We start from the raw sequence: 18865 nt of genomic DNA on the forward strand, positions 1-18865 counted from the left end.
GACTTGAAACGCTCCGAGTTCCTCCGCATGGCCGTCAGTGCGGGCACGCTGACCACCCCGATGGCGCGGTGGCTGGTGTCGCCGCCGGCCGATCCGCCGTACGGGACGAGTGGTTCGCGACGGGTCGGCGCCGACGACGTCGCCGCCGTACGAGCGACGCTGCACATGTTCGAGAGCCTGGATCATCAGTTCGGCGGTGGGCACGCCCGTACGGCGGCGGTCCAGTACCTCAGCGACGCGGTAACGCCGCTCCTTCATGCGAGCTACACGGATGCGGTCGGTCGTGAGTTGTTCTCGGTCGCGGCTCAGTTCACGTACAAGACCGGCGCGATGGCGTACGACGTAGGGCTGCATGGTCTGGCACGTCGATACTTCGTCCAGGCGCTGAGTCTGGCTCACGCGTCGGGGGACCGGCCGCTGGGTGGCAAGGTGCTGGCTCTCATGAGTCATCAGGCCAACTACCTCGGCGAGTGTCAGGAGTCCGTCGATCTGGCGCGAGCCGCCGCGCTCGGAGCAGGCAGCCGCGCGACTCCGCGGGTTAGGGCGATGTACGCCGCCATGGAAGCCCGGGGACTGGCGAGTATCGGGGACAAGCGCGCCTGCCTACGGATGATGAAGCAAGCCGAGGCGAACTTCGCGCAGGCGTCCGGGGCTGACGAACCGGATTGGATCGGGTACTTCGATCTAGCTGAGCTGCAGGATGAGCTCGCCCACTGCTTCACGGCTCTCCGTTCGCCGCGAAATGCCGAGCAACACGCGACTCTCGCCCTGGGCCAGTCTTCCGACCTGCATCCGCGCAGCCGCACCTTCTGCCGGATCTCCCTTGCCACCTCGTACCTCGACGCAGGCGACGTTCCGCGTGCGTGCGACACGGCGGCAGAAGCGGCCGCTGCCGCGGGGAGGATCAAGTCCGCGAGGGTCCGGAAGTACGTGCGGATGTTCGACCGTCGGCTGAATGACTTCGGGCGCCAGCGATCGATCACGGACTTTCGCGAGCGGGCACGGACGATCTTGGCCGTTGCGTCCTGAACGGTCAGGTGCCGGGCGTCCACGACCGGGGCGCCTCCGGATCGCGGAGTGAGGCGATGCGGTTGTTGGCTTCGGTTCTAAGGCGGGGTTCGCGGGTGAGGCGGCTGAGGAGCCAGGCGGTCATGCGGAACTCGCGGAGGGCGGCGTACGTCGTGAAGCCTGACCAGGTGCGGATGTCCCAGCCGTAGGCGGTGACGAAGGCGTCGTACTCGGGGTCGGAGTACCAGCCGAGTCGCTGGTAGACAGCCGGTACGACGAGGTCCCACTCGCGGGGGCCGAGGCTGAAGCGCTCGAGGTCCAGCAGTACGGCGATCCCGTCGCTGCCGCGGATCGCGTTCTTGCGGTTGGCGTCGCCGTGGATCACGCAGACCGGCAGGCCCTCGCTCACGCGTGCGTAGTCAGCCTGAAGCTCTTCGAGTCGCTCGGCGAGGAAGCTCCGGTCGCTCGCGTCCAGCGCGGGATCGGCGGCGGCCAGATGCTCAGCCAGCCGGACGAACGGGTCCAGCACGGGGATGTTGAAGTCCGTCGGCACCGGGAGTGTGTGCAGGCGACGCAGCAGCTCCGCGAGTTCCGCCGTACTGGCCATGGACGCTTCAGGAACCTCGTGCCACAAGGTGACGACATGGCCGTCGACCGCGACCGGTTGCGCGATCGACTCCAACGGCCTCACCGCCGGCACACCCTGAGCCGCGAGCCACCTCCCGGTGCGAACCTCGCGGAGAGCCCTCTCACCCTCCGCGGACGTCGCTATCCGGGCAACAGTCCGACCCGGCAGACGAAAGACCGCGTTATCGGCAATCGGCCCCAGAAGCTCGGCTCCGGGCTTATCGAGGCCAAGCTGCGCGGCAACCGTCCGCACCACCGCGAACGCCGCCGCCCGCTCAACCGCCATGCCTGCAGCCTACGCAGCTCGGCTAGGTCAGCGGCCGTAGAGGGTGATTGTGGTGTCGCCGAAGATGGTGGGGGTGGTTTTGACGGACCAGGTGATACGAGCTTGCGCGGGGAGAACCATGGGGACGGTGCTGACACGGTTGTTGTTGCTGGCGGGGAGGGACGGGCCGATCGAGCCGTAGGCCAGGCCACGACCGTCGGCATCCAGTCCCGGGAGCAGGTAGAGCACAGGGATCCAGACGCCGCCGGCGTCCTGCACCTCAAGCCTGATATCGAACCAGGCGCCGTGCTGGCCCATCTTGCCGGGTGGGCGTACGACGGTGACTGCGAGCCAGAGCGAGTCGACCTGGGTCGGGTCGATCGGGCCGGAGGATCCGTCGGTGGTGACGTCGGTGTTCTTCAGAGTCCACAGCAGTTGGGGCGGCACCCGCTGATCCTCGCACTCGATCGGTCCGCGCCGATCCCGCGAACTGTCGGTGGTGGGTGGGACGGTAGGGCGATGACGGGGATTCGGATTGCTGTTGCTCAGCCTGTGATCAGTGCGGACGCGCGGGTGAACGGGGAGACGGTTCGGCGGTTGATGCGGAAGGCGGCGGCCGGGCGGGCTCGGGTGGTGCAGTTTCCCGAGGGGCTGTTGAGCGGATATGCGAAGGAGCAGATCGCCGACTGGTCGCACGTGGACTGGGACGTCGTACGGGAAGAACTCGAGCTGATCATGGCGCTGGCCGCCGAGCTCAAGGTATGGGTGGTGCTCGGGTCGGCGCATCCGCTCACGCCGCCGCATCGGCCGCACAACAGCCTGTACGTGATCTCCGACGCCGGCGAGATCGTCGACCGGTACGACAAGCGGTTCTGCTCGCACACCGAGATCAACCACTTCTACACGCCCGGCTTCGACCCGGTCGTGTTCGACGTCGACGGCTACCGGTTCGGCTGCGTGATCTGCGTCGAGATCAACTTCCCGCAGCTGTTCAGCCAGTACGAGCGTCTCGGCGTCGAATGTCTGCTGTTGTCGGCGTACCCGGTCGACACGGTCTTCGAAGTCAAGGCCCGCGCGTACGCAGCGATCAACTGCTACTGGGTCTCGATGTCGCTGCCGGCCCAAACCCGCGACCTGATGCCGTCTGGTCTGATCACCCCCAACGGCACCTACGCCACCCAGGTCACCGGCAAGTCCGAGCTCGCCATCGCCACCCTCGACCGCGACGACCCCGACCTCACCATCCCTCTCCAGCACGCCCGCCCCTGGCGCACCACCGCCCTCAAAGGCGACATCTACCGAACTCGAGCCGTCACCGACCCCCGCTCCCAGAACCGCACCACCGCCTGAACCCTCACCCGCGCAAGGATGGCGTGCATGCGTACGCGACGGCTGGTGTTGAAGGAGCGTGACTGGGCTGCGGCGGAAGGGTTTGCCGAGCAGCAGGGGTGGACCGAGGAACCCGTCGAGGACAGCGGGACGGGGCGTAAGTACCTCGTGTCCGCACAGCATCCTGAGCGCCTGTACGGGCGTTGAGCGGGTGACAACTGACACACCGGAAAGCAAAAAATCCCGGTCGGTTGACCGGGACTTTCTGTGCGCGAGGGGGGAGTTGAACCCCCACGCCCTTTCGGGCACACGGACCTGAACCGTGCGCGTCTGCCTATTCCGCCACCCGCGCGCTGGTTGCATCTGCAACCGAGGAAGAACAGTAGCACGGGTCCAACGGAAGGTTCACATTGCGGGTTCGGTCGAACCTCCCGATACGATCGATCGTCGTACCCGGTGTGTGCACCAGACCGGTGGACGCGGCGTACGGCGTGCCTGCTGAGGGCGCCGGACGGCAGGCACGATCGTTGGCAACAGCCGGCGACCGACCGTGGAGGAGGAGGCGTGCGACCGCTGCAGCGCTTCGAGCGACGCCTGGAAGGCATCGTGAGCGGTGTCTTCGCGCGCGCATTCAAGGGAGACGTGGAGCCGATCGAGCTGGCGGCAGCACTCAAGCGTGAGATCGACAACACCGCGCGGATCCTGTCCCGGGATCGGCGACTGGTCCCGAACCACTTCGTCATCGAGCTCAGCCCCGGGGACTTCGAGCGGCTGACCGCCTACGGCCGGACGCTGAACAACGAGCTGGCCAACGAGCTGCGCGACCACGCGGACATCCAGCGGTACACGTTCTCCGGGCCGATCGAGATCGAGCTGACCCAGCACGACGACCTCCCGACCGGTAAGTTCGCGGTGGTCAGCAAAACGGTCGGGACGCCACAGCGGCCCAGACCGGAGCCCCAGCCCTACCAGCAGGAGCCCTACGTGCCGCCGAACGACGGCCAGACGGTGCTGCAGAGCGCCCCGGTCCCACCGCCCGTGCAGCAGCAGCCACCGCGCCGCGGTCACCCACAGGTGATGCTCGAGGTGAACGGCCGCCGCCGGCCGGTCAACCCGCCGGGTGTGGTGCTCGGCCGCGGGACCGACGCGGACATCCAGATCAACGACCCGGGTGTGTCCCGGCGGCATGCGGAGATCCGGCTGATGCCGGAAGGCCCCGAGGGCATCCGGGTGGTGCTGGTCGACCTGGGCTCCACCAACGGCACGCTGGTGAACGGCCGGCGGACCACCGAGGCCGACCTGGTCGACGGCTCGACCGTCCGGATCGGGAACACCACGATGACGCTGCGCCTGGCGGACGAGCCGCTCGCCCAGCCGCCGAGCAGCGGGTGGTGACTGACCTTCCATGTCGGAACTGACCCTGACCCTGATCAAACTGGGGTTCCTGGCCCTGTTGTGGATGTTCGTCCTCGCGGTGCTGTCCGTGATCAGGTCCGACCTGTTCGGCGCGAAGATCGACAGCCGTACGGCGGCCTCCCTGGCGCCGAACAACTCCCGGACGCCGAAGGCCGCCAAGCCGGTCAAGAAGCGCAAGGGCCTGCCGGGTTCGGTGACGATCGCGGACGGACCGCAGGCCGGCGTCGGCGCGACCCTGGTCGAGGAACCTGTGATCATCGGCCGCGGCTCGGACTGCCAGATCCGGCTCGACGACGACTACTCGTCCACCCGGCACTCCCGATTGTTCCTGTCCGAGGGCCAGTGGTGGGTCGAGGACCTCGGCTCCACCAACGGCACGTATCTGGACGGCCAGCGGGTCACCCGCCCGGTCCCGGCCGAGATCGGCGGCTCGATCCGGATCGGCCGGACGACGCTGAACATCGCGAAGTAGGCCTGCCCCATGACCTTGTCGCTCGATTACGCCGCACTGTCCGACGTCGGACGGGTGCGCCGCAACAACGAGGACTCCGCGTACGCCGGTCCGCACCTGTTGCTGCTCGCCGACGGGATGGGCGGCGCCGCGGCGGGCGAGGTCGCCAGCGCGGCGGCGGTCCAGGTGGTACGGCGGCTGGACAAGCCCGGCATCAGCGGCGAGGACATGATCGAGGCGCTGGCCGGCGCCGTACACCGGGCCAACGAGCGGCTGTCGGAACTGGTCGAGGAGGACCAGGAGCGCGAGGGGATGGGCACCACCGTCACCGCGCTGATGTTCGACGGGCAGCAACTCGGGCTGGCCCATCTGGGCGACTCCCGCGCGTACCGGATGCGGGACGGACAGCTCTACCAGCTGAGCCATGACCACACGTTCGTCCAGTCGCTGGTGGACGAGGGCCGGATCTCCAAGGAGGAGGCCTTCACCCACCCACACCGGAACCTGATCCTGCGCGTCCTCGACGGCCGGCCGGATTCGGATCCGGACCTGGAGATCCTCGACGTCCAGGCCGGCGACCGGCTGATGCTGTGCAGCGACGGCCTGCCGGACTACGTGAGCGACGACGTGATCGCCGCCTCCATGGCCGGCGGTACGCCGGACTCGGTCGTGGTGGAGCTGATCACGCACGCCCTGGAAGCCGGCTCCAACGACAACGTCACCTGTGTCGTCGCGGACGTGGTCGAGACACCGCCGACGAGCGGGACGACGCCGCAACTCGTCGGCGCTGCCGCGGAGCTCGCTCAGGGCAGCACCGGCCGGGGCGACACGACGATCGCCGTACCGGGTGGTCGTGGGCATGGCGGTGGCGGCGGCGGCGCGGTTCTCGATCCGGAGGAGCTGCGGTACGCGCCGCGGGCGCCGAAGCGATTCCCGTGGTTGCGACGGATCGCCGTACTGCTCGTGATTCTCGGGCTGATCGGCGGCGGCGGCTGGTTCGCGTACAGCTGGACGCAGAAGCAGTACTACGTCGGCACCGACGGCGATTACGTGGCGATCTTCAAGGGCGTCGATGCGGACATCCCCGGGATCGCCCTGTCGAAGGTGTACGAGCAGCAGACGCTGCAGGTGGACAAGCTGCCGACGTACAGCCGCCAGCAGGTGGAAGGCAACATCCAGGCGGACGACCTGGCCGGCGCACGGGCGATCGTGAGCGAGCTGCAGCGCGCCGCCGATGAGTGCGCCAAGCCGACGCCGAGCCCGACACCGACCACCAAGCCGTCGACAACTCCCAAGCCGACGGCTCCGGCAACGAGCAGACCGGCGACGGCCAAGCCACCCACGACCGCGCCGACGACCGCGCGACCGTCGACAACTCCCTCGAGTACACCGGGCTCGGTCGACCCGAACGACTGTGACGGCGTCCGATGAGCATCGCGTCCACGTCCGTCATCCAGATCATCCCGCGCACCCGGCGCGGGGTGGAGTTGTGGCTGCTCATCGTCGCGATCGCCGTCGCGGTCGGCGCGTACGTGAACATCGGCCTGACCGTGCAGGACAAGATCCCGGCCAGCACCGGTTACTACGCTGCCGGCATCGGGCTGCTCGCGCTGATCGCCCACTTCGCGTTGCGCTATCGAGCGCCGTACGCCGATCCCGTCATGCTGCCCTGTGCGGTCATCCTGAACGGTCTCGGTGTGGCGATGATCCACCGGATCGATCTTGGTCTGGCCGCAGTAGCGGAGGCGAACGGGCGGACCCCGAAAGCACCAGCGGCGCCGCAGCAGATCACCTGGACCGCGGTCGGCGTCGTCCTCTTCCTCGTGGTCATCCTGGTGATCAGGGATCACCGTCGGCTGCAGGCGCTGACCTACACCGCCGGCCTGGCCGGTCTGGTGCTGCTGGTCCTGCCGCTGATCCCCGGCCTCGGCGTGAACCTGAACGGCGCCCGGATCTGGATCCGGCTCGCCGGGATGTCCTTCCAGCCCGGTGAGTTCGCCAAGGTCTGCCTGGTGATCTTCTTCGCCGGTTATCTGGTGGTGAAGCGGGACGTACTGACGCTCGCCGGGCACCGGTTCCTCGGACTCGACCTGCCGCGGGCCCGTGACCTCGGGCCGATCCTGATCGCCTGGGCCGTCAGCCTGGGTGTGCTGGTGTTCGAGAGCGACCTCGGTTCGTCGCTGCTGTTCTTCGGCCTGTTCCTGTTCCTGCTGTACGTCTCCACCGAGCGGGCCGGCTGGCTGATCATCGGTGGCCTGCTGTTCGCCGGCGGCGCGTACTTCGCGTACCAGACCTTCGGCCACGTGCACCGCCGGATCCAGGACTGGCTGGACCCGTTCTCGATCGACGGCGGCCAGGTGGCGAGCGGGCTGATGGGCCAGGCCTGGGGCGGCGTCCTCGGCCGCGGTCTCGGCCAGGGCCGGCCGGAGCTCACGCTGTACGGGCAGAGCGACATGATCATCTCTTCGTTCGCCGAGGAGCTGGGCCTGACCGGCGTGATCGCGATCATCCTGATCTACACGCTCATCATCGAGCGTGGCCTCCGGACGGCGCTCGGCTGCCGCGACATCTTCGGCAAGCTGGTCGCGACCGGTCTGGCGATGTCGTTCGCGCTGCAGGTCTTCGTGATCGTCGGCGGTGTCACCGGCCTGATCCCGCTGACCGGTCTGGCCACTCCGTTCATGGCGCTCGGTGGTACGTCGCTGGTCGCGAACTGGGCCATCATCGCGCTGCTGCTGCGGATCAGCGACCAGGCCCGGCGGCCGCAGACTCCGGCCGCTCCCGTGTCCGACGAAACGATCGCCATGGCGGTGCAGAAGCAGTGAATTCAGCGATCCGACGACTGGCCGTGGCGGCGATCATCCTGATGCTCGCGCTGATGGCGAACTCGACGTACCTGCAGGCGTTCCGGGCCGGTGAGCTGAACGGCCGCAACGACAACCGGCGGGTCCGCGACTCGCAATTCTCGATCGACCGAGGCCCGATCCTGATCGGCAACACGCCGATCGCGGAGAGCGAAGCGTCCAAAGACCGGTTCCAGTTCCAGCGCACCTACGCCTCCGGCCCGGCCTACGCACCGGTGACCGGGTACTACTCCTATCTGTACGGCCGGGGCGGGATCGAGCTGACCCAGAACGCCGAGCTGAACGGGTCCGACCCGTCGATGGCGTTCCGCCGCGTGGTCGACGTACTGACGAACCGCCGCCAGCAGGGTGCGAGCGTGACGCTGACGCTGAACGCCGCCGCGCAGCAGGCCGCGTACTCCGGTCTGGCCGGAAAGACGGGTGCGGTCGTCGCGCTCGAGCCGAAGACAGGCAAGGTGCTCGCGCTGGTGAGCCGGCCGTCGTACAACCCGAACGAGCTGGCCAGTCACGACCTGGACAAGGTCGCGGCGGCCTGGAAGCGGCTGAACGCGGACGACAGCAAGCCGATGTCGAACCGGGCGATCAAGGAGCTCTACCCGCCGGGGTCGACGTTCAAGCTGGTCACCGCGGCCGCGGCGCTGTCCAGCGGCAAGTACACGCCGGAGACGAAGGTGAACTCGCCGGCCCAGCTGCCGCTGCCGCAGACCACCGTGCCGCTGGTGAACGAGAACGGTCAGAACTGCGGCGGCAGCAACAACGCGACGCTGACGATCGCGCTGCGCTACTCCTGCAACACCGCCTTCGGCAGCGTCGGTATGGACCTCGGCGCGGACGCGATGGCCGAGCAGGCCGCCAAGTTCGGCTTCGGCGAGCGGCAGTTGCCGGAGCTGGGCGCGGTCGCCAGCCAGTTCCCGGGCGACCTGAACGCGCCGCAGACCGCGCAGTCCGCGATCGGCCAGTTCGACGTCCGGGCCACCCCGCTGCAGATGGCGATGGTGGCGGCCGGGATCGCGAACCAGGGCGACGTGATGAAGCCGTACCTGGTCCAGAACGTGAAGACGGCGGACCTGAAGACGGTCGAGGAGACCAAGCCGGAGTCGCTGCATCAAGCGGTCACCCCGGAGGTCGCGGCCCAGCTGACCCAGATGATGGTCGACGTGGTCGAGAACGGCACCGGCAAGCCCGGCCGGATCAGCGGCGTCCAGGTGGCCGGCAAGACCGGTACAGCGCAGACGTCGAAGGACCGGCCGCCGTTCGCCTGGTTCACCGCGTTCGCCCCGGCGAACGACCCGAAGGTCGCGGTGGCGGTGATGATCGAGGACGCGAACATCCCGCGCAACGACATCGCCGGCGGCACCCTGGCCGCCCCGATCGCCAAGAAGGTGATGGAGGCGGTGCTGGGCCAATGAGCGTCGTACGGAATGATCGGCAGCGTCTTTCCGACGGGGGTCCGCGGGTGGCAGCCGCTACCGTGGGCAAATTGAGTGTGTTCCAAACAGGTTGGAAGGCAGAGTCATGACATCGCAGGCACGTCTCGTCGGCGGCCGGTACGAAGAAGGCGAACCGCTCGGCCGCGGCGGCATGGCCGATGTCCGCAGGGGCGTCGACAACCGGCTGGGCCGGGCGGTCGCGATCAAGCGGCTGCGGGTCGACCTGGCCAGCGACGCCACCTTCCAGGCCAGATTCCGCCGGGAGGCCCAGTCGGCCGCCTCGCTGAACCACCCGACCATCGTGTCGGTCTACGACACCGGCGAGGAACCGGACCCGAACGGCTCTGGCGTCACCATTCCGTACATCGTGATGGAGCTGGTGACCGGCAAGACCCTGCGGGACCTGATCCGCGAAGGCCGCAAGATCATGCCCGAGCGGGCGCTGGAGATCACCTCCGGTGTGCTCGAGGCGCTCGACTACAGCCACCGGGCCGGCATCGTGCACCGCGACATCAAGCCCGGCAACGTGATGCTGACCCCGCACGGCCAGGTCAAGGTGATGGACTTCGGCATCGCCCGGGCGGTCGCGGACACCTCGTCCACGATGACCCAGACCGCCGCCGTCATCGGTACGGCGCAGTACCTCTCGCCCGAGCAGGCCAGGGGCGAAACGGTCGACGCCCGCTCCGACCTGTACTCGACCGGTTGCCTGCTGTACGAACTGCTGACCGGCCGGCCGCCGTTCGTCGGTGAGTCGCCGGTGTCGGTGGCCTACCAGCACGTCCGGGAGCAGCCGCTGCCGCCGTCGTCGTTCGACCCGGAGATCCCGCCCGAGGTGGACGCCGTCGTACTGAAGGCGCTGGCGAAGAGCCGCGAGGAGCGGTACCAGAGCGCTTCCGAGATGCGGCAGGACATCCACCGGGTGCTCGCCGGACAGCAGGTGACCGCGCCGATGGCCGCCGTCGCCGAGACCCGGGCGATCCCCAACGCCGGGTATGCCGCGACCGCGGCGACCCAGGCCTACCGGCAGACCGGGGCGGACGACATCCTGCCGCCGGACGACGGCATCGACGAGGCCGAGGCGGCCCGGGCCCGGCGCAACCGCGGCCTCGCCTACTTCCTGCTCGGCCTGGCGATCGTCGCCCTCGCGGTCGGCGGCTACGCCCTGTTCACGAACCTGGGCGGCGATGGCAAGGGCGGTACGGCGACCACCACGCCGCCGGCCAAGGTCGCAGTACCGGATGTGACGGGCAAGTCGTTGCAGGCCGCGACCGCGCTGCTCACCCAGAAGGGCTTGAAGGTCGCATCGACCACTGAGAAGAGCGACACGGTCGCCAAGAACCTGATCATCCGGCAGACGCCGACGGCGGACACCCAGGCGCAGCAGGGCTCCACGGTGAACGTGGTGGTCTCGGCCGGGCGGACAGCCTTCCCGGTGCCCGATGTGGTCGGCATGTCGGAGGCCAAGGCCCGCCAGGCGCTCGAGGACTCGGCCGGGAACTTCAAGGTCAAGGACGAGACGGTCAAGCAGGACAGCTCCGAGGCGGCCGGCACCGTGCTGTCGATCAGCCCGGACCAGAACAGCCAGTACCCGTCCGGTACCGAGTTCACCCTGACCGTGTCGACCGGCAAGGAGCTGGTCGAGGTTCCGAACGTCGTCACCGTACCGGCGGACGACGCGGCCAAGACGCTGAAGGAGCTCGGCTTCACCGTCGGCTACAAGGAAGGCAACGACCCGAACTCGGTGGACCAGACCGTGATCGCGCAGAGCATCCAGGCCGGCAAGAAGGTCGCGAAGGGCACCACGATCACCATCACGGTCAACAACCTGCCGGAGGAGAGCCCGACGCCGACGGAGACGCCGTCGGGGACTCCCGAGAATCCAGGTGGCACACCACCGATCATCGGCGGCTGAGCCCGCACGAAGCCCCCGCCATCAGCGGGGGCTTCTGTCTTTCCGGGCTAGCTGACGATCGGGGCCAGGCCGATCGAGCGGTCGACGGCGTCGGGGTCGCCGCAGGTGACGAGCCAGTTGGCCAGCATCCGGTGACCGCCCTCGGTCAGCACCGACTCGGGATGGAACTGCACACCCTCGACCGGCAGATCGCGGTGGCGGGCCGCCATGATCACGCCCGCCTCGGTGCGCGCCGTCACCTGCAGTACGTCGGGCACGGTGTCCTCGGCGATCGCGAGCGAGTGATACCGGGTCGCGGTGAACGGCGACGGCAGACCGGCGAGCACGCCGGCGCCCTCGTGGAACACCTGGCTCGTTTTCCCGTGCAGCAACTCGTCCGCGCGGCCGACGACACCGCCGTACGCGACTCCGATCGCCTGCAGGCCGAGGCAGACGCCGAAGATCGGGATCTGGCCGCCCTTCTCCTGGATGATCTCGACACACGCCCCGGCCTCTTCCGGCGTACCAGGGCCGGGCGAGAGCAGCACACCGTCGTACGACGTGACGTCGTCAGGCGTGACCTCGTCGTTGCGAAGCACGGTGGTCTCGGCCTGCAACTGCTGCAGGTACTGCACCAGGTTGTAGACGAAGGAGTCGTAGTTGTCGACGACAAGGATCCGCGGCATGCGGTCCATTGTGACAGCTACCGGCCGCTGGCCGTCGGGCTGACCGAAGGAGTGCGGTCGAAGCCGGGGACCGTGGCGCTCTGCAGGTCCAGCGTGCCCTCGTACGCCGGCATCGCGATCGACGAGTCGGTCTTCACCTCGTAGCCGAGCTGGAACTTCACCACGTAGTCCTGCAGGTTCTCGATGTACTGCGAGTCGTCGAGCGCCTTCTGCAGCTTCCGCCGGTCCCCGATCGCGGTGATCTTATACGGCGGCAGGTACGGCACGCCGTGCAGGACGACGGAGTTGCCGACGCACTTGATCCCGGTGGTCGAGATCACCCGGTGGTTCTGGATCGAGATCGCGTCCGCGCCGCCGGCCCAAAGCGCGTTCACCACCGCCTGGATGTCCTGCTGGTGGATCACCAGCCAGTCGGCGTCGACGTCCGGGTTGTCCTTGACCACCTCAGGCGGCGCGTCCTTGAGCGTGACGGTGAGGCCGGGGCCGTTGACCGGCGTCGTACCGACCTCGTCGGACAGGTCCTTCAGCTGCTTCGCCAGCTTCGGGTCGATCGAGCCCTGCTGGGCCTGCAGCTTCTCGATGTCCTGGGTCAGCGCGGCGTGCTGTCGGACCAGGCTGGCGCTGCGGCGACTCTGTTCCTCCACCAGTCCGGCGAGCGTAGTGTTGCGACTGGGCCGCAGGTCCGTGCCCCGGGCGTTGGTGGCGCTGGTCGCGAACAGCAGACCGGCGCACAGCAGCGCCACCGGCGCGGCCGCGCGCCACAGCGAAATACGCCTGAACCTACGCACCCGTGATCTCCATATTGCTCTCTGCACTACGCTAACCCGGGACCGGACCCGACGGGGCCCGGGACAGGGTGGCCCTCAGCGCTCAGCTTATGCGTCCTTACAAGGAGTTCAGTCGTGCCCGAGTCGAGCAGTCGTAACAAGAAGAAGACCGACAAGGTCAAGGTGGAGAAGACGCCGAAGAAGCCGCGCACCACCAGTCGCGTCTGGGTGGCGCCGCTGATGCTGGCGTGCTGGCTGCTCGGCCTCGCCTGGCTGGTCGTCTTCTACATCGCCGGCGACAAGATCCCGGTGATGGACGACCTGGGCAACTGGAACCTGCTGATCGGCATGGGCCTGATCGCGGTCGGCTTCGTCGTCTCGACCCAGTGGGTCTAGCCGTACGAGGCTGAGCGCCACATCGCAGCCGGTCGCGCCTCCGTGGCGCGGCCGGCTGTGCATTGACCACGCCTAGCCGGTGATCGGGCGACCCGAGCATCGGGTAATCACAGGGCTGAAGTTATCCACACCCGTATCCCCAGCTGTGCACAGCTTTTCGCGGATTTGTCCCCAGGTTGTCCCCGACTTCTCCACGATCCCCGCCCGAAAATCCCCAAAATCTGTGGATAACCAACGTTTGAGCCACCCCAGTTTCCACAACGTTCACGGAGCCGTCGACGGGGCGGGGCGCCGGGCGTAACGTCGAAAACGCCGACCAGCGGCCAGAGAGACGGGGAGGGTCTCACAATGTTCGTTCAGGTCATTCAGGGACAGGTGACAGACGCCGAGCGCGCACACGCCGCGTTCGACCGGTGGATCGAAGAACAAGCACCCGAGGCGACCGGTTGGCTGGGGACAACGGCCGGAGTCACCGACGACGGGCAGTTCATCGCGCTGGCACGATTCGAATCCGCCGAAGCTGCCCGGCGGAACAGCGAATCGCCGGGGCAGGACAAGTGGTGGCACGAGTTCTCGTCGCTGCTCAGCGGGGACGCCACCTTCCACGACACCGAGGACGTGGTCCTCGACATCCAGGGCAATCCCGACTCCGCCCACTTCGTTCAGGTCATGCAGGGCCACGGCAGCAACCCGCAGCGGGCCCGGGAACTGATGGAGCAGGACCGCGACGAGTGGGCCGCGTTCCGGCCCGAGATCCTCGGCAACGAAGTCGCCATGTACGACGACGGCGACTACACGATGGCGATCTACTTCACCAGCGAGGACGAGGCCCGCGAGGGTGAGCGCAAGGAGATCCCGCCGAAGCTGCAGGCCGAGATGGACGAGATGAACTCGCTCGCCGCCGGCCCGCCGACCTTCTACGACCTCAAGCACCCCTGGCTCTACTCGCCCAACTGAGCCTGACGAGGTCACGAACCGGCCGCGCCGGCACCTGCCCCGCGGCCGGTTCGGCGTGCCCTCCGCGTCTACGTAGAGATATATGTAGACATCTACGTACCTCCTACGTATAGTTCTACGTGTAGGAGGAGACCAAACGATGCCCAACAAGACGATCTACGTGTCGGACGACGACCTGCCGCTCTACAAGAAGGCCCAGGAGCTGGCCGGCAACCTGTCCTCCGCGATCTCGATCGCACTGCGCAAGTACGTCGAGATGGAGGAAGGCCGGCTCGAAGGGTACGACGAGATCACCGTGCGGGTGGGCCGGGGGACCGGCCGCAAGCAACGGTTCTCCGGCGTACTGCTGGCCGAGGGCGGCCGGTCGAACAAGTCCGGCTACGAGGCCTTCAAGGTCTATCGCAGCCGGACCGGCAAGTACGTCCTGCACGCCGACCGCCGCAACCAGTTCACCCTGAACGCCGACGACGAGCGGTACCTGACCGGCTGGCGCTCCTGGGTCGGCAACTGGAGTTCCGACCAGTCCTGGAGCGTGGCGCAAGGCGAGTCCACGCTCCAGGTCTTCGAAACCGTCGAGGAGCTGCGCGACCTGATCCCCGAAGATCTCTACGCCCTGGTCGAGGAGGCCGAGAGCCACCCCACCGTGGAGGACCTCGACATCTGATCCCGGTAGTCCCTTGACCAAATAGCCCTGATCCACCACCCCGGCGCTTCGGCCACCCAGCGAAGCAGACCGGCCGGATCAGCACGCCCTGAATCTCCTCCTCACCTCCCATTGAAGCCACTGGGCCAGGTTCACCCTGCCCCGAAACCCTTACCGAGGAAGACATGTCATCTCTGGCAATCGACGTCCGTGGACTGCGCAAGTCGTACGGCGACAAGCTCGTGCTCGACGGCATCGACCTGAACGTTGCCGAAGGCACCATCTTTTCCCTGCTCGGCCCGAACGGCGCCGGCAAGACCACCGCGGTGCAGATCCTGTCCACCCTGATCGCCGCCGACGCCGGCGAGATCCGGGTGGCCGGCCATGATCTGCACCAGAACCCCGAAGAAGTCCGCGCCGCGATCGGCGTCACCGGCCAGTTCTCCGCGGTCGACGGCCTGCTCACCGGCCGGGAGAACCTGATCATGATGGCCGACCTGCACCACGTCGGCCGCCAGGTTGGCCGGCGCCGGGCGGACGAGCTGCTCGAGCAGTTCGACCTGGTCGAGGCCGGCCAGAAGATGGCGATGACCTACTCAGGCGGCATGAAGCGCCGCCTCGACCTGGCCATGACGCTGGTCGGCAGCCCGCGGATCATCTTCCTGGACGAGCCCACCACCGGTCTCGACCCGCGCAGTCGGCACAACATGTGGCTGCTGATCCGGCAGCTGGTCGCCGACGGCGTGACAGTCCTCCTCACCACGCAATACCTGGACGAGGCGGATCAGCTCGCCGACCAGATCGCCGTACTGGATCACGGGCGACTGGTTGCCCAGGGCACCCCGGAGCAGCTGAAGCGACTGGTGCCGGGCGGGCACATCCGGCTGCGGTTCACGGCGCCGGAGGAGTTTGCCCTGGCGGCGCAGGTGCTGCCGTCGGCCGCGCAGAACGAGGAGTCGCTGGTCCTGCAGGTGCCGAGCGACGGAAGCGTGCACACGCTGCGGTCGCTGCTGGCCCGGATCGACGACGCGTCGCTCGAAGTGGACGAGCTGACCGTCCACACCCCCGACCTGGACGACGTGTTCTTCGCCGTCACCGGTCAGCCCACCCACGACACCACCGACGAGAAAGTGACGAGCAAATGAGCACGGTTTCCTACCCGATGGCCGACACCGCCACGATGCTGCGCCGCAACCTGCGGCACGCCCTGCGCTACCCGGGCCTGTCGCTCGGCGCCCTCGGGATGCCGGTCGTCATGATCCTGCTGTTCGGCCTCGTCTTCGGTGACACCTTCTCGGCCGGCCTCGGCGGCGCGAACGGCGGCTTCGACTACATCGACTTCCTCACCCCGGGCATCCTGCTGATGTCGATCGCGTCCGGGACGATGTCGCCCGCGGTCGCCGCCTGCATGGACATGACCGAGGGCATCGTGGCCAGGTTCCGGACGATGGCGATCTTCCGGCCGGCCGTGCTGACCGGGCACGTGCTGGGCAACGTGATCCTGACGATCGTCAGCCTGGCCCTGGTGGTCGGCTTCGCCCTCCTGATCGGCTTCCGCCCGAACGCGTCGTTCGGCGACTGGCTGCTGGCGAGCGGGTTGCTGATCGCGCTGACCGTCGCGTTGACCTGGTTCGCGATCGCCCTCGGGCTGACCAGCAAGACTCCGGAGGGCGCGAGCAACGTCGTACTGCCGATCAGCTTGCTGCTGCCCTTCCTGAGCAACACTTTCATCCCGCTGGAGTCGATGCCGAGCGGCATCCGCTGGTTCGCCGAGTACCAGCCGTTCACCCCGATCATCGACACCCTGCGCCACCTGCTGCTCGGCACCCCGATGGACAACGGCGACGGCTGGGTCTCCCTAGCCTGGTGCCTCGCCATCGCCGTAGTCGGCTACTTCTGGTCCCAAAAGAACTACAACAAGGGCACCGTCGCCTGACCCCCAGGCCTTTCCGGGAACAAAGTTTGCGCTCTGTGCGGATTAGTTTCCGAAAAGCGAACCTCCTTGGCTCGGCGCGCCAAGGAGGTTCGCGCGCGTCCGGACGTGGGCGGGAACCAGCAGGTCGCAGTCCGAGTTGGTGACCGGCTCGTCCGCCACGACCCGGAGCGGAAGCACGCCGGTCCAGTACGGAAGGTCGACGTCCTCGGGCTCGTCGTTCGCCTCGCCGGAGCGGGTCTTCACGGAGGCTTCGGTGAGCGACAGCGCGAGTACGGACGTCTTGGCGAGTTCCTTGCGGTTGGGCGGGCGTACGGCGGAAGAACGGCCGGGGACCAGGTGGTCGACGATGCGGTTGAGGCCGTGGAGTTTCTCGTCCGGGTCGGTGACGAGACGCGGTACGCCGAAGATGACCGCCGAGCGGTAGTTGACCGAGTGGTGGAACGCCGAGCGCGCCAGGACCAGGCCGTCGGTGTGGGTGATGGTGACGCAGACGGTCTGCTGCGGTGCGGCCACCACGCTGCGAGCTGCGACCGAGCCGTGGAGATAGAGAGTCCCATCAGGCCCGCGGTCGAGGTCCACGCCGTACGCCGTCGGGAGTACGAGCGGATCGCCGTCGACCACGACGCCGAGGTGGCAGAACATGCCGTCGTACAGCACGTCGTACAGGGCCTGGCGGTCGGTGGCGGCACGCTCCTTCGAGCGACGCAGCGAGGTCCGGTCTGTGGATGAAAGCACGGTCATGCAACAAGCGTCATGGATGAGTGGCATGCTGGCACGGTCCATTCCCGTGCGAATCAGGTAGTCCATTTGTGGAGAGTTCGCTGCCGCTGATCCTCGACCGGACAGCTGGTCTGCCGTTGCACCTGCAGCTGGCCGAGCAGTTCCGCGCCGCGATCCGGGACGGCCGCCTGCAGGCCGGGCACCGGCTCACGTCCACCCGTGACCTCGCTCGCGAGCTGTCGGTCTCCCGGTCCGTGACCCAGGCGGCGTACGACCAGCTGCATGCGGAGGGCTGGATCGAGGGCCGCACCGGCGCCGGTACGTACGTCACCGATGTAGCTCCGCTGCAGCCCGCCGTACGACGTCCTGTACGCCCGCCGGCTGTCGAGAAGCAGCTGCTGACTCTCCGGCCGGGCATCCCGTACATCAGCGCGACGCCGGACCCTGGCTGGCGCCGGGCCTGGCGTGAGGTGTCGACACAGTCCCCGCCACGTGGGTACGACGAAGCGGCCGGACTGCCGGCACTCCGCGAAGCACTGGCCGAGCACGTCGGCCGGGTCCGCGGTATCGCCTGCGGCCCCGAGAATCTGCTTGTCACCAACGGCACCGTGCACGGTCTCCGGCTGCTCCTCGCCGTCACCCGCCGGCCAGGCGACCGGATCGCGATCGAAGACCCCGGCTACCTCAACGCCGTCGTCGCCGCCCGCGACCACCATCTCGAGATAGTCGACGTCCCTGTGGACGAGGACGGCCTGCGGGTGTCAGAGCTTCCGTTGGAGGTGCCGGCGGTCTACGTCACGCCGTCGCACCAGTATCCGCTCGGCGGCCGGCTACCCGTTGCCCGACGCAACGAGTTGATCCGGTGGGCACGCCGTACCGGCGCGATGCTGATCGAGGACGACTACGACAGCGAGTTCCGGTACGACGTCGCGCCGCTACCCGCCCTCGCACAACTCGACTTGGATCGCGTCGTCCATCTCGGCACGCTGTCGAAAACCCTCAGCCCTGCGCTGAGACTCGGCTGGCTGGTCGCCTCCGACACGATGATCACCCGCTTGGCCGACTTCCGCGCCGAATCCGGCGACTGGCCCGCCTGGCCGATGCAGGCCGCCCTCCTCGCCATGCTCCGCGACGGCTACCTGGACCAGTCGATCCGCCGCAGTCGCCGCCTCTACGCCGACCGCCGCACCCACACCTGCGCCACGCTGGCGCCGTACGGCCAAATCATCGGCCAAGACGCCGGCCTCCACATCACCCTCGTCCTCCCCAACCACGTCGACGACCACCAACTAGCCGCCGACGCCCTCCAAGCCGGAGTAGTAATAGCCCCGCTCTCCGAATACCGCCGCACAACCCCCGGCCCACCCGGCCTGGTCATCGGCTACGCCACCCCATCAACCCCCGACCTCCACAAGGCACTCGACATCCTGGTGCAGGTCTTGCAACGCCACGAGCCCCCTCGAACGTGAGCGCCGG

At 67.9% G+C, this 18865-nt stretch carries 20 protein-coding genes and 1 tRNA gene; 15 read left to right on the forward strand and 6 right to left on the reverse strand.

Annotation, left to right across the window (positions count from 1 at the left end; genetic code table 11):
* The first annotated feature begins 27 nt into the window (after positions 1 to 27).
* The gene (locus tag EV646_RS20735; protein ID WP_132151007.1) at positions 28 to 1029 is read left to right on the forward strand and encodes an NsdA family TPR-like regulatory protein; all 1002 of its coding nucleotides are present in this window, start codon (positions 28 to 30) and stop codon (positions 1027 to 1029) included.
* Between the two features lie 4 nt (positions 1030 to 1033).
* Here EV646_RS20735 and EV646_RS20740 read toward each other — a convergent pair whose 3' ends face one another.
* Together EV646_RS20740 and EV646_RS20745 are read right to left on the reverse strand one after the other, a co-directional pair.
* Positions 1034 to 1921, reverse strand: coding sequence for a phosphotransferase family protein (locus tag EV646_RS20740; protein ID WP_132151009.1), 888 nt, complete (start codon positions 1919 to 1921; stop codon positions 1034 to 1036).
* A 27-nt stretch (positions 1922 to 1948) separates the two neighbouring features.
* Positions 1949 to 2347, reverse strand: a complete 399-nt coding sequence (locus tag EV646_RS20745) for a hypothetical protein (RefSeq protein ID WP_132151011.1) — start codon at positions 2345 to 2347, stop codon at positions 1949 to 1951.
* A 72-nt stretch (positions 2348 to 2419) separates the two neighbouring features.
* Here EV646_RS20745 and EV646_RS20750 point away from each other — a divergent pair, with 72 nt between their 5' ends.
* The gene (locus EV646_RS20750; protein WP_132151013.1) at positions 2420 to 3250 is read left to right on the forward strand and encodes a carbon-nitrogen hydrolase family protein; all 831 of its coding nucleotides are present in this window, start codon (positions 2420 to 2422) and stop codon (positions 3248 to 3250) included.
* Positions 3251 to 3277: 27 nt separating this feature from the next.
* A complete protein-coding gene (locus tag EV646_RS38920) occupies positions 3278 to 3436 on the forward strand; it encodes a hypothetical protein (RefSeq protein WP_158290992.1) in 159 nt (52 codons plus the stop codon).
* A gap of 61 nt (positions 3437 to 3497) precedes the next feature.
* Here EV646_RS38920 and EV646_RS20755 read toward each other — a convergent pair.
* Positions 3498 to 3581: transfer RNA gene (locus EV646_RS20755), tRNA-Leu, on the reverse strand.
* A 212-nt stretch (positions 3582 to 3793) separates the two neighbouring features.
* Here EV646_RS20755 and EV646_RS20760 point away from each other — a divergent pair.
* The 6 genes from EV646_RS20760 (at position 3794) to pknB (ending at position 11305) form a co-directional block, all read left to right on the forward strand.
* Positions 3794 to 4624 (forward strand): FhaA domain-containing protein, encoded by an 831-nt coding sequence (locus EV646_RS20760; RefSeq protein WP_132151015.1) that lies wholly within the window; start codon positions 3794 to 3796, stop codon positions 4622 to 4624.
* A 10-nt stretch (positions 4625 to 4634) separates the two neighbouring features.
* Entirely contained in the window at positions 4635 to 5117 is a 483-nt protein-coding gene (locus EV646_RS20765; RefSeq protein ID WP_132151017.1) for an FHA domain-containing protein FhaB/FipA, read from the forward strand.
* A 9-nt stretch (positions 5118 to 5126) separates the two neighbouring features.
* Positions 5127 to 6527: a PP2C family protein-serine/threonine phosphatase gene (locus tag EV646_RS20770; protein ID WP_132151019.1), complete on the forward strand. Its 1401-nt coding sequence runs from the start codon at positions 5127 to 5129 to the stop codon at positions 6525 to 6527.
* The gene (locus EV646_RS20775) at positions 6524 to 7921 is read left to right on the forward strand and encodes an FtsW/RodA/SpoVE family cell cycle protein (protein ID WP_132151021.1); all 1398 of its coding nucleotides are present in this window, start codon (positions 6524 to 6526) and stop codon (positions 7919 to 7921) included. The genes EV646_RS20770 and EV646_RS20775 overlap by 4 nt, the downstream gene beginning before the upstream one ends.
* Positions 7918 to 9369, forward strand: a complete 1452-nt coding sequence (locus EV646_RS20780; RefSeq protein ID WP_132151023.1) for a peptidoglycan D,D-transpeptidase FtsI family protein — start codon at positions 7918 to 7920, stop codon at positions 9367 to 9369. Before EV646_RS20775 ends, EV646_RS20780 begins: the two co-directional genes overlap by 4 nt.
* Positions 9370 to 9475: 106 nt before the next feature.
* Positions 9476 to 11305, forward strand: coding sequence for a Stk1 family PASTA domain-containing Ser/Thr kinase (gene pknB / locus EV646_RS20785; RefSeq protein ID WP_132151025.1), 1830 nt, complete (start codon positions 9476 to 9478; stop codon positions 11303 to 11305).
* 47 nt (positions 11306 to 11352) lie between these two features.
* Here the strand turns inward: pknB and EV646_RS20790 are convergent, their stop codons facing one another.
* Both EV646_RS20790 and EV646_RS20795 read right to left on the reverse strand, forming a co-directional pair.
* Complete coding sequence (locus EV646_RS20790) at positions 11353 to 11970, reverse strand: aminodeoxychorismate/anthranilate synthase component II (RefSeq protein WP_132151027.1); 618 nt, start codon at positions 11968 to 11970, stop codon at positions 11353 to 11355.
* Positions 11971 to 11987: 17 nt separating this feature from the next.
* Positions 11988 to 12758, reverse strand: a complete 771-nt coding sequence (locus EV646_RS20795; RefSeq protein WP_132151029.1) for a DUF881 domain-containing protein — start codon at positions 12756 to 12758, stop codon at positions 11988 to 11990.
* A 114-nt stretch (positions 12759 to 12872) separates the two neighbouring features.
* On the opposite strand from EV646_RS20795, the gene EV646_RS20800 reads away from it, so the two are divergent.
* The 5 genes from EV646_RS20800 (at position 12873) to EV646_RS20820 (ending at position 16669) form a co-directional block, all read left to right on the forward strand.
* On the forward strand, positions 12873 to 13133 hold the full coding sequence (locus EV646_RS20800) for a cell division protein CrgA (protein ID WP_132151031.1): 261 nt from the start codon (positions 12873 to 12875) through the stop codon (positions 13131 to 13133).
* A gap of 348 nt (positions 13134 to 13481) precedes the next feature.
* Positions 13482 to 14090 (forward strand): hypothetical protein, encoded by a 609-nt coding sequence (locus tag EV646_RS20805; protein ID WP_132151033.1) that lies wholly within the window; start codon positions 13482 to 13484, stop codon positions 14088 to 14090.
* 139 nt (positions 14091 to 14229) lie between these two features.
* Positions 14230 to 14754 carry an EXLDI protein gene (locus tag EV646_RS20810; RefSeq protein ID WP_132151035.1) on the forward strand — a complete coding sequence of 175 codons (525 nt, stop codon included), beginning with the start codon at positions 14230 to 14232 and terminating at the stop codon, positions 14752 to 14754.
* 164 nt (positions 14755 to 14918) lie between these two features.
* Positions 14919 to 15878: an ATP-binding cassette domain-containing protein gene (locus EV646_RS20815; RefSeq protein WP_132151037.1), complete on the forward strand. Its 960-nt coding sequence runs from the start codon at positions 14919 to 14921 to the stop codon at positions 15876 to 15878.
* Entirely contained in the window at positions 15875 to 16669 is a 795-nt protein-coding gene (locus EV646_RS20820) for an ABC transporter permease (RefSeq protein WP_132151039.1), read from the forward strand. The genes EV646_RS20815 and EV646_RS20820 overlap by 4 nt, the downstream gene beginning before the upstream one ends.
* Positions 16670 to 16711: 42 nt before the next feature.
* On the opposite strand, the gene EV646_RS20825 is transcribed toward EV646_RS20820, so the two are convergent.
* Positions 16712 to 17410 carry a pyridoxamine 5'-phosphate oxidase family protein gene (locus tag EV646_RS20825; RefSeq protein WP_132151041.1) on the reverse strand — a complete coding sequence of 233 codons (699 nt, stop codon included), beginning with the start codon at positions 17408 to 17410 and terminating at the stop codon, positions 16712 to 16714.
* A gap of 68 nt (positions 17411 to 17478) precedes the next feature.
* Here EV646_RS20825 and pdxR point away from each other — a divergent pair, with 68 nt between their 5' ends.
* Positions 17479 to 18858: a MocR-like pyridoxine biosynthesis transcription factor PdxR gene (pdxR, locus tag EV646_RS20830; RefSeq protein ID WP_132151043.1), complete on the forward strand. Its 1380-nt coding sequence runs from the start codon at positions 17479 to 17481 to the stop codon at positions 18856 to 18858.
* Positions 18859 to 18865 lie beyond the last annotated feature (7 nt).

The organism is Kribbella antiqua, from assembly GCF_004345665.1.
GTDB lineage: Bacteria > Actinomycetota > Actinomycetes > Propionibacteriales > Kribbellaceae > Kribbella > Kribbella antiqua.

Excerpts from the sequence above, each read along its gene's own strand:
- EV646_RS20770 (WP_132151019.1), top strand. The coding sequence starts at position 5,127 with ATGACCTTGTCGCTCGATTACGCCGCACTGTCCGACGTCGGACGGGTG.
- EV646_RS20815 (WP_132151037.1), top strand. The coding sequence starts at position 14,919 with ATGTCATCTCTGGCAATCGACGTCCGTGGACTGCGCAAGTCGTACGGC.
- EV646_RS20775 (WP_132151021.1), top strand. The coding sequence starts at position 6,524 with ATGAGCATCGCGTCCACGTCCGTCATCCAGATCATCCCGCGCACCCGG.
- EV646_RS38920 (WP_158290992.1), top strand. The coding sequence starts at position 3,278 with ATGCGTACGCGACGGCTGGTGTTGAAGGAGCGTGACTGGGCTGCGGCG.
- EV646_RS20735 (WP_132151007.1), top strand. The coding sequence starts at position 28 with ATGGCCGTCAGTGCGGGCACGCTGACCACCCCGATGGCGCGGTGGCTG.
- EV646_RS20825 (WP_132151041.1), bottom strand. The coding sequence starts at position 17,410 with ATGACCGTGCTTTCATCCACAGACCGGACCTCGCTGCGTCGCTCGAAG.
- EV646_RS20750 (WP_132151013.1), top strand. The coding sequence starts at position 2,420 with ATGACGGGGATTCGGATTGCTGTTGCTCAGCCTGTGATCAGTGCGGAC.
- EV646_RS20790 (WP_132151027.1), bottom strand. The coding sequence starts at position 11,970 with ATGCCGCGGATCCTTGTCGTCGACAACTACGACTCCTTCGTCTACAAC.
- EV646_RS20820 (WP_132151039.1), top strand. The coding sequence starts at position 15,875 with ATGAGCACGGTTTCCTACCCGATGGCCGACACCGCCACGATGCTGCGC.
- EV646_RS20765 (WP_132151017.1), top strand. The coding sequence starts at position 4,635 with ATGTCGGAACTGACCCTGACCCTGATCAAACTGGGGTTCCTGGCCCTG.
- pknB (WP_132151025.1), top strand. The coding sequence starts at position 9,476 with ATGACATCGCAGGCACGTCTCGTCGGCGGCCGGTACGAAGAAGGCGAA.
- EV646_RS20805 (WP_132151033.1), top strand. The coding sequence starts at position 13,482 with ATGTTCGTTCAGGTCATTCAGGGACAGGTGACAGACGCCGAGCGCGCA.
- EV646_RS20810 (WP_132151035.1), top strand. The coding sequence starts at position 14,230 with ATGCCCAACAAGACGATCTACGTGTCGGACGACGACCTGCCGCTCTAC.
- EV646_RS20740 (WP_132151009.1), bottom strand. The coding sequence starts at position 1,921 with ATGGCGGTTGAGCGGGCGGCGGCGTTCGCGGTGGTGCGGACGGTTGCC.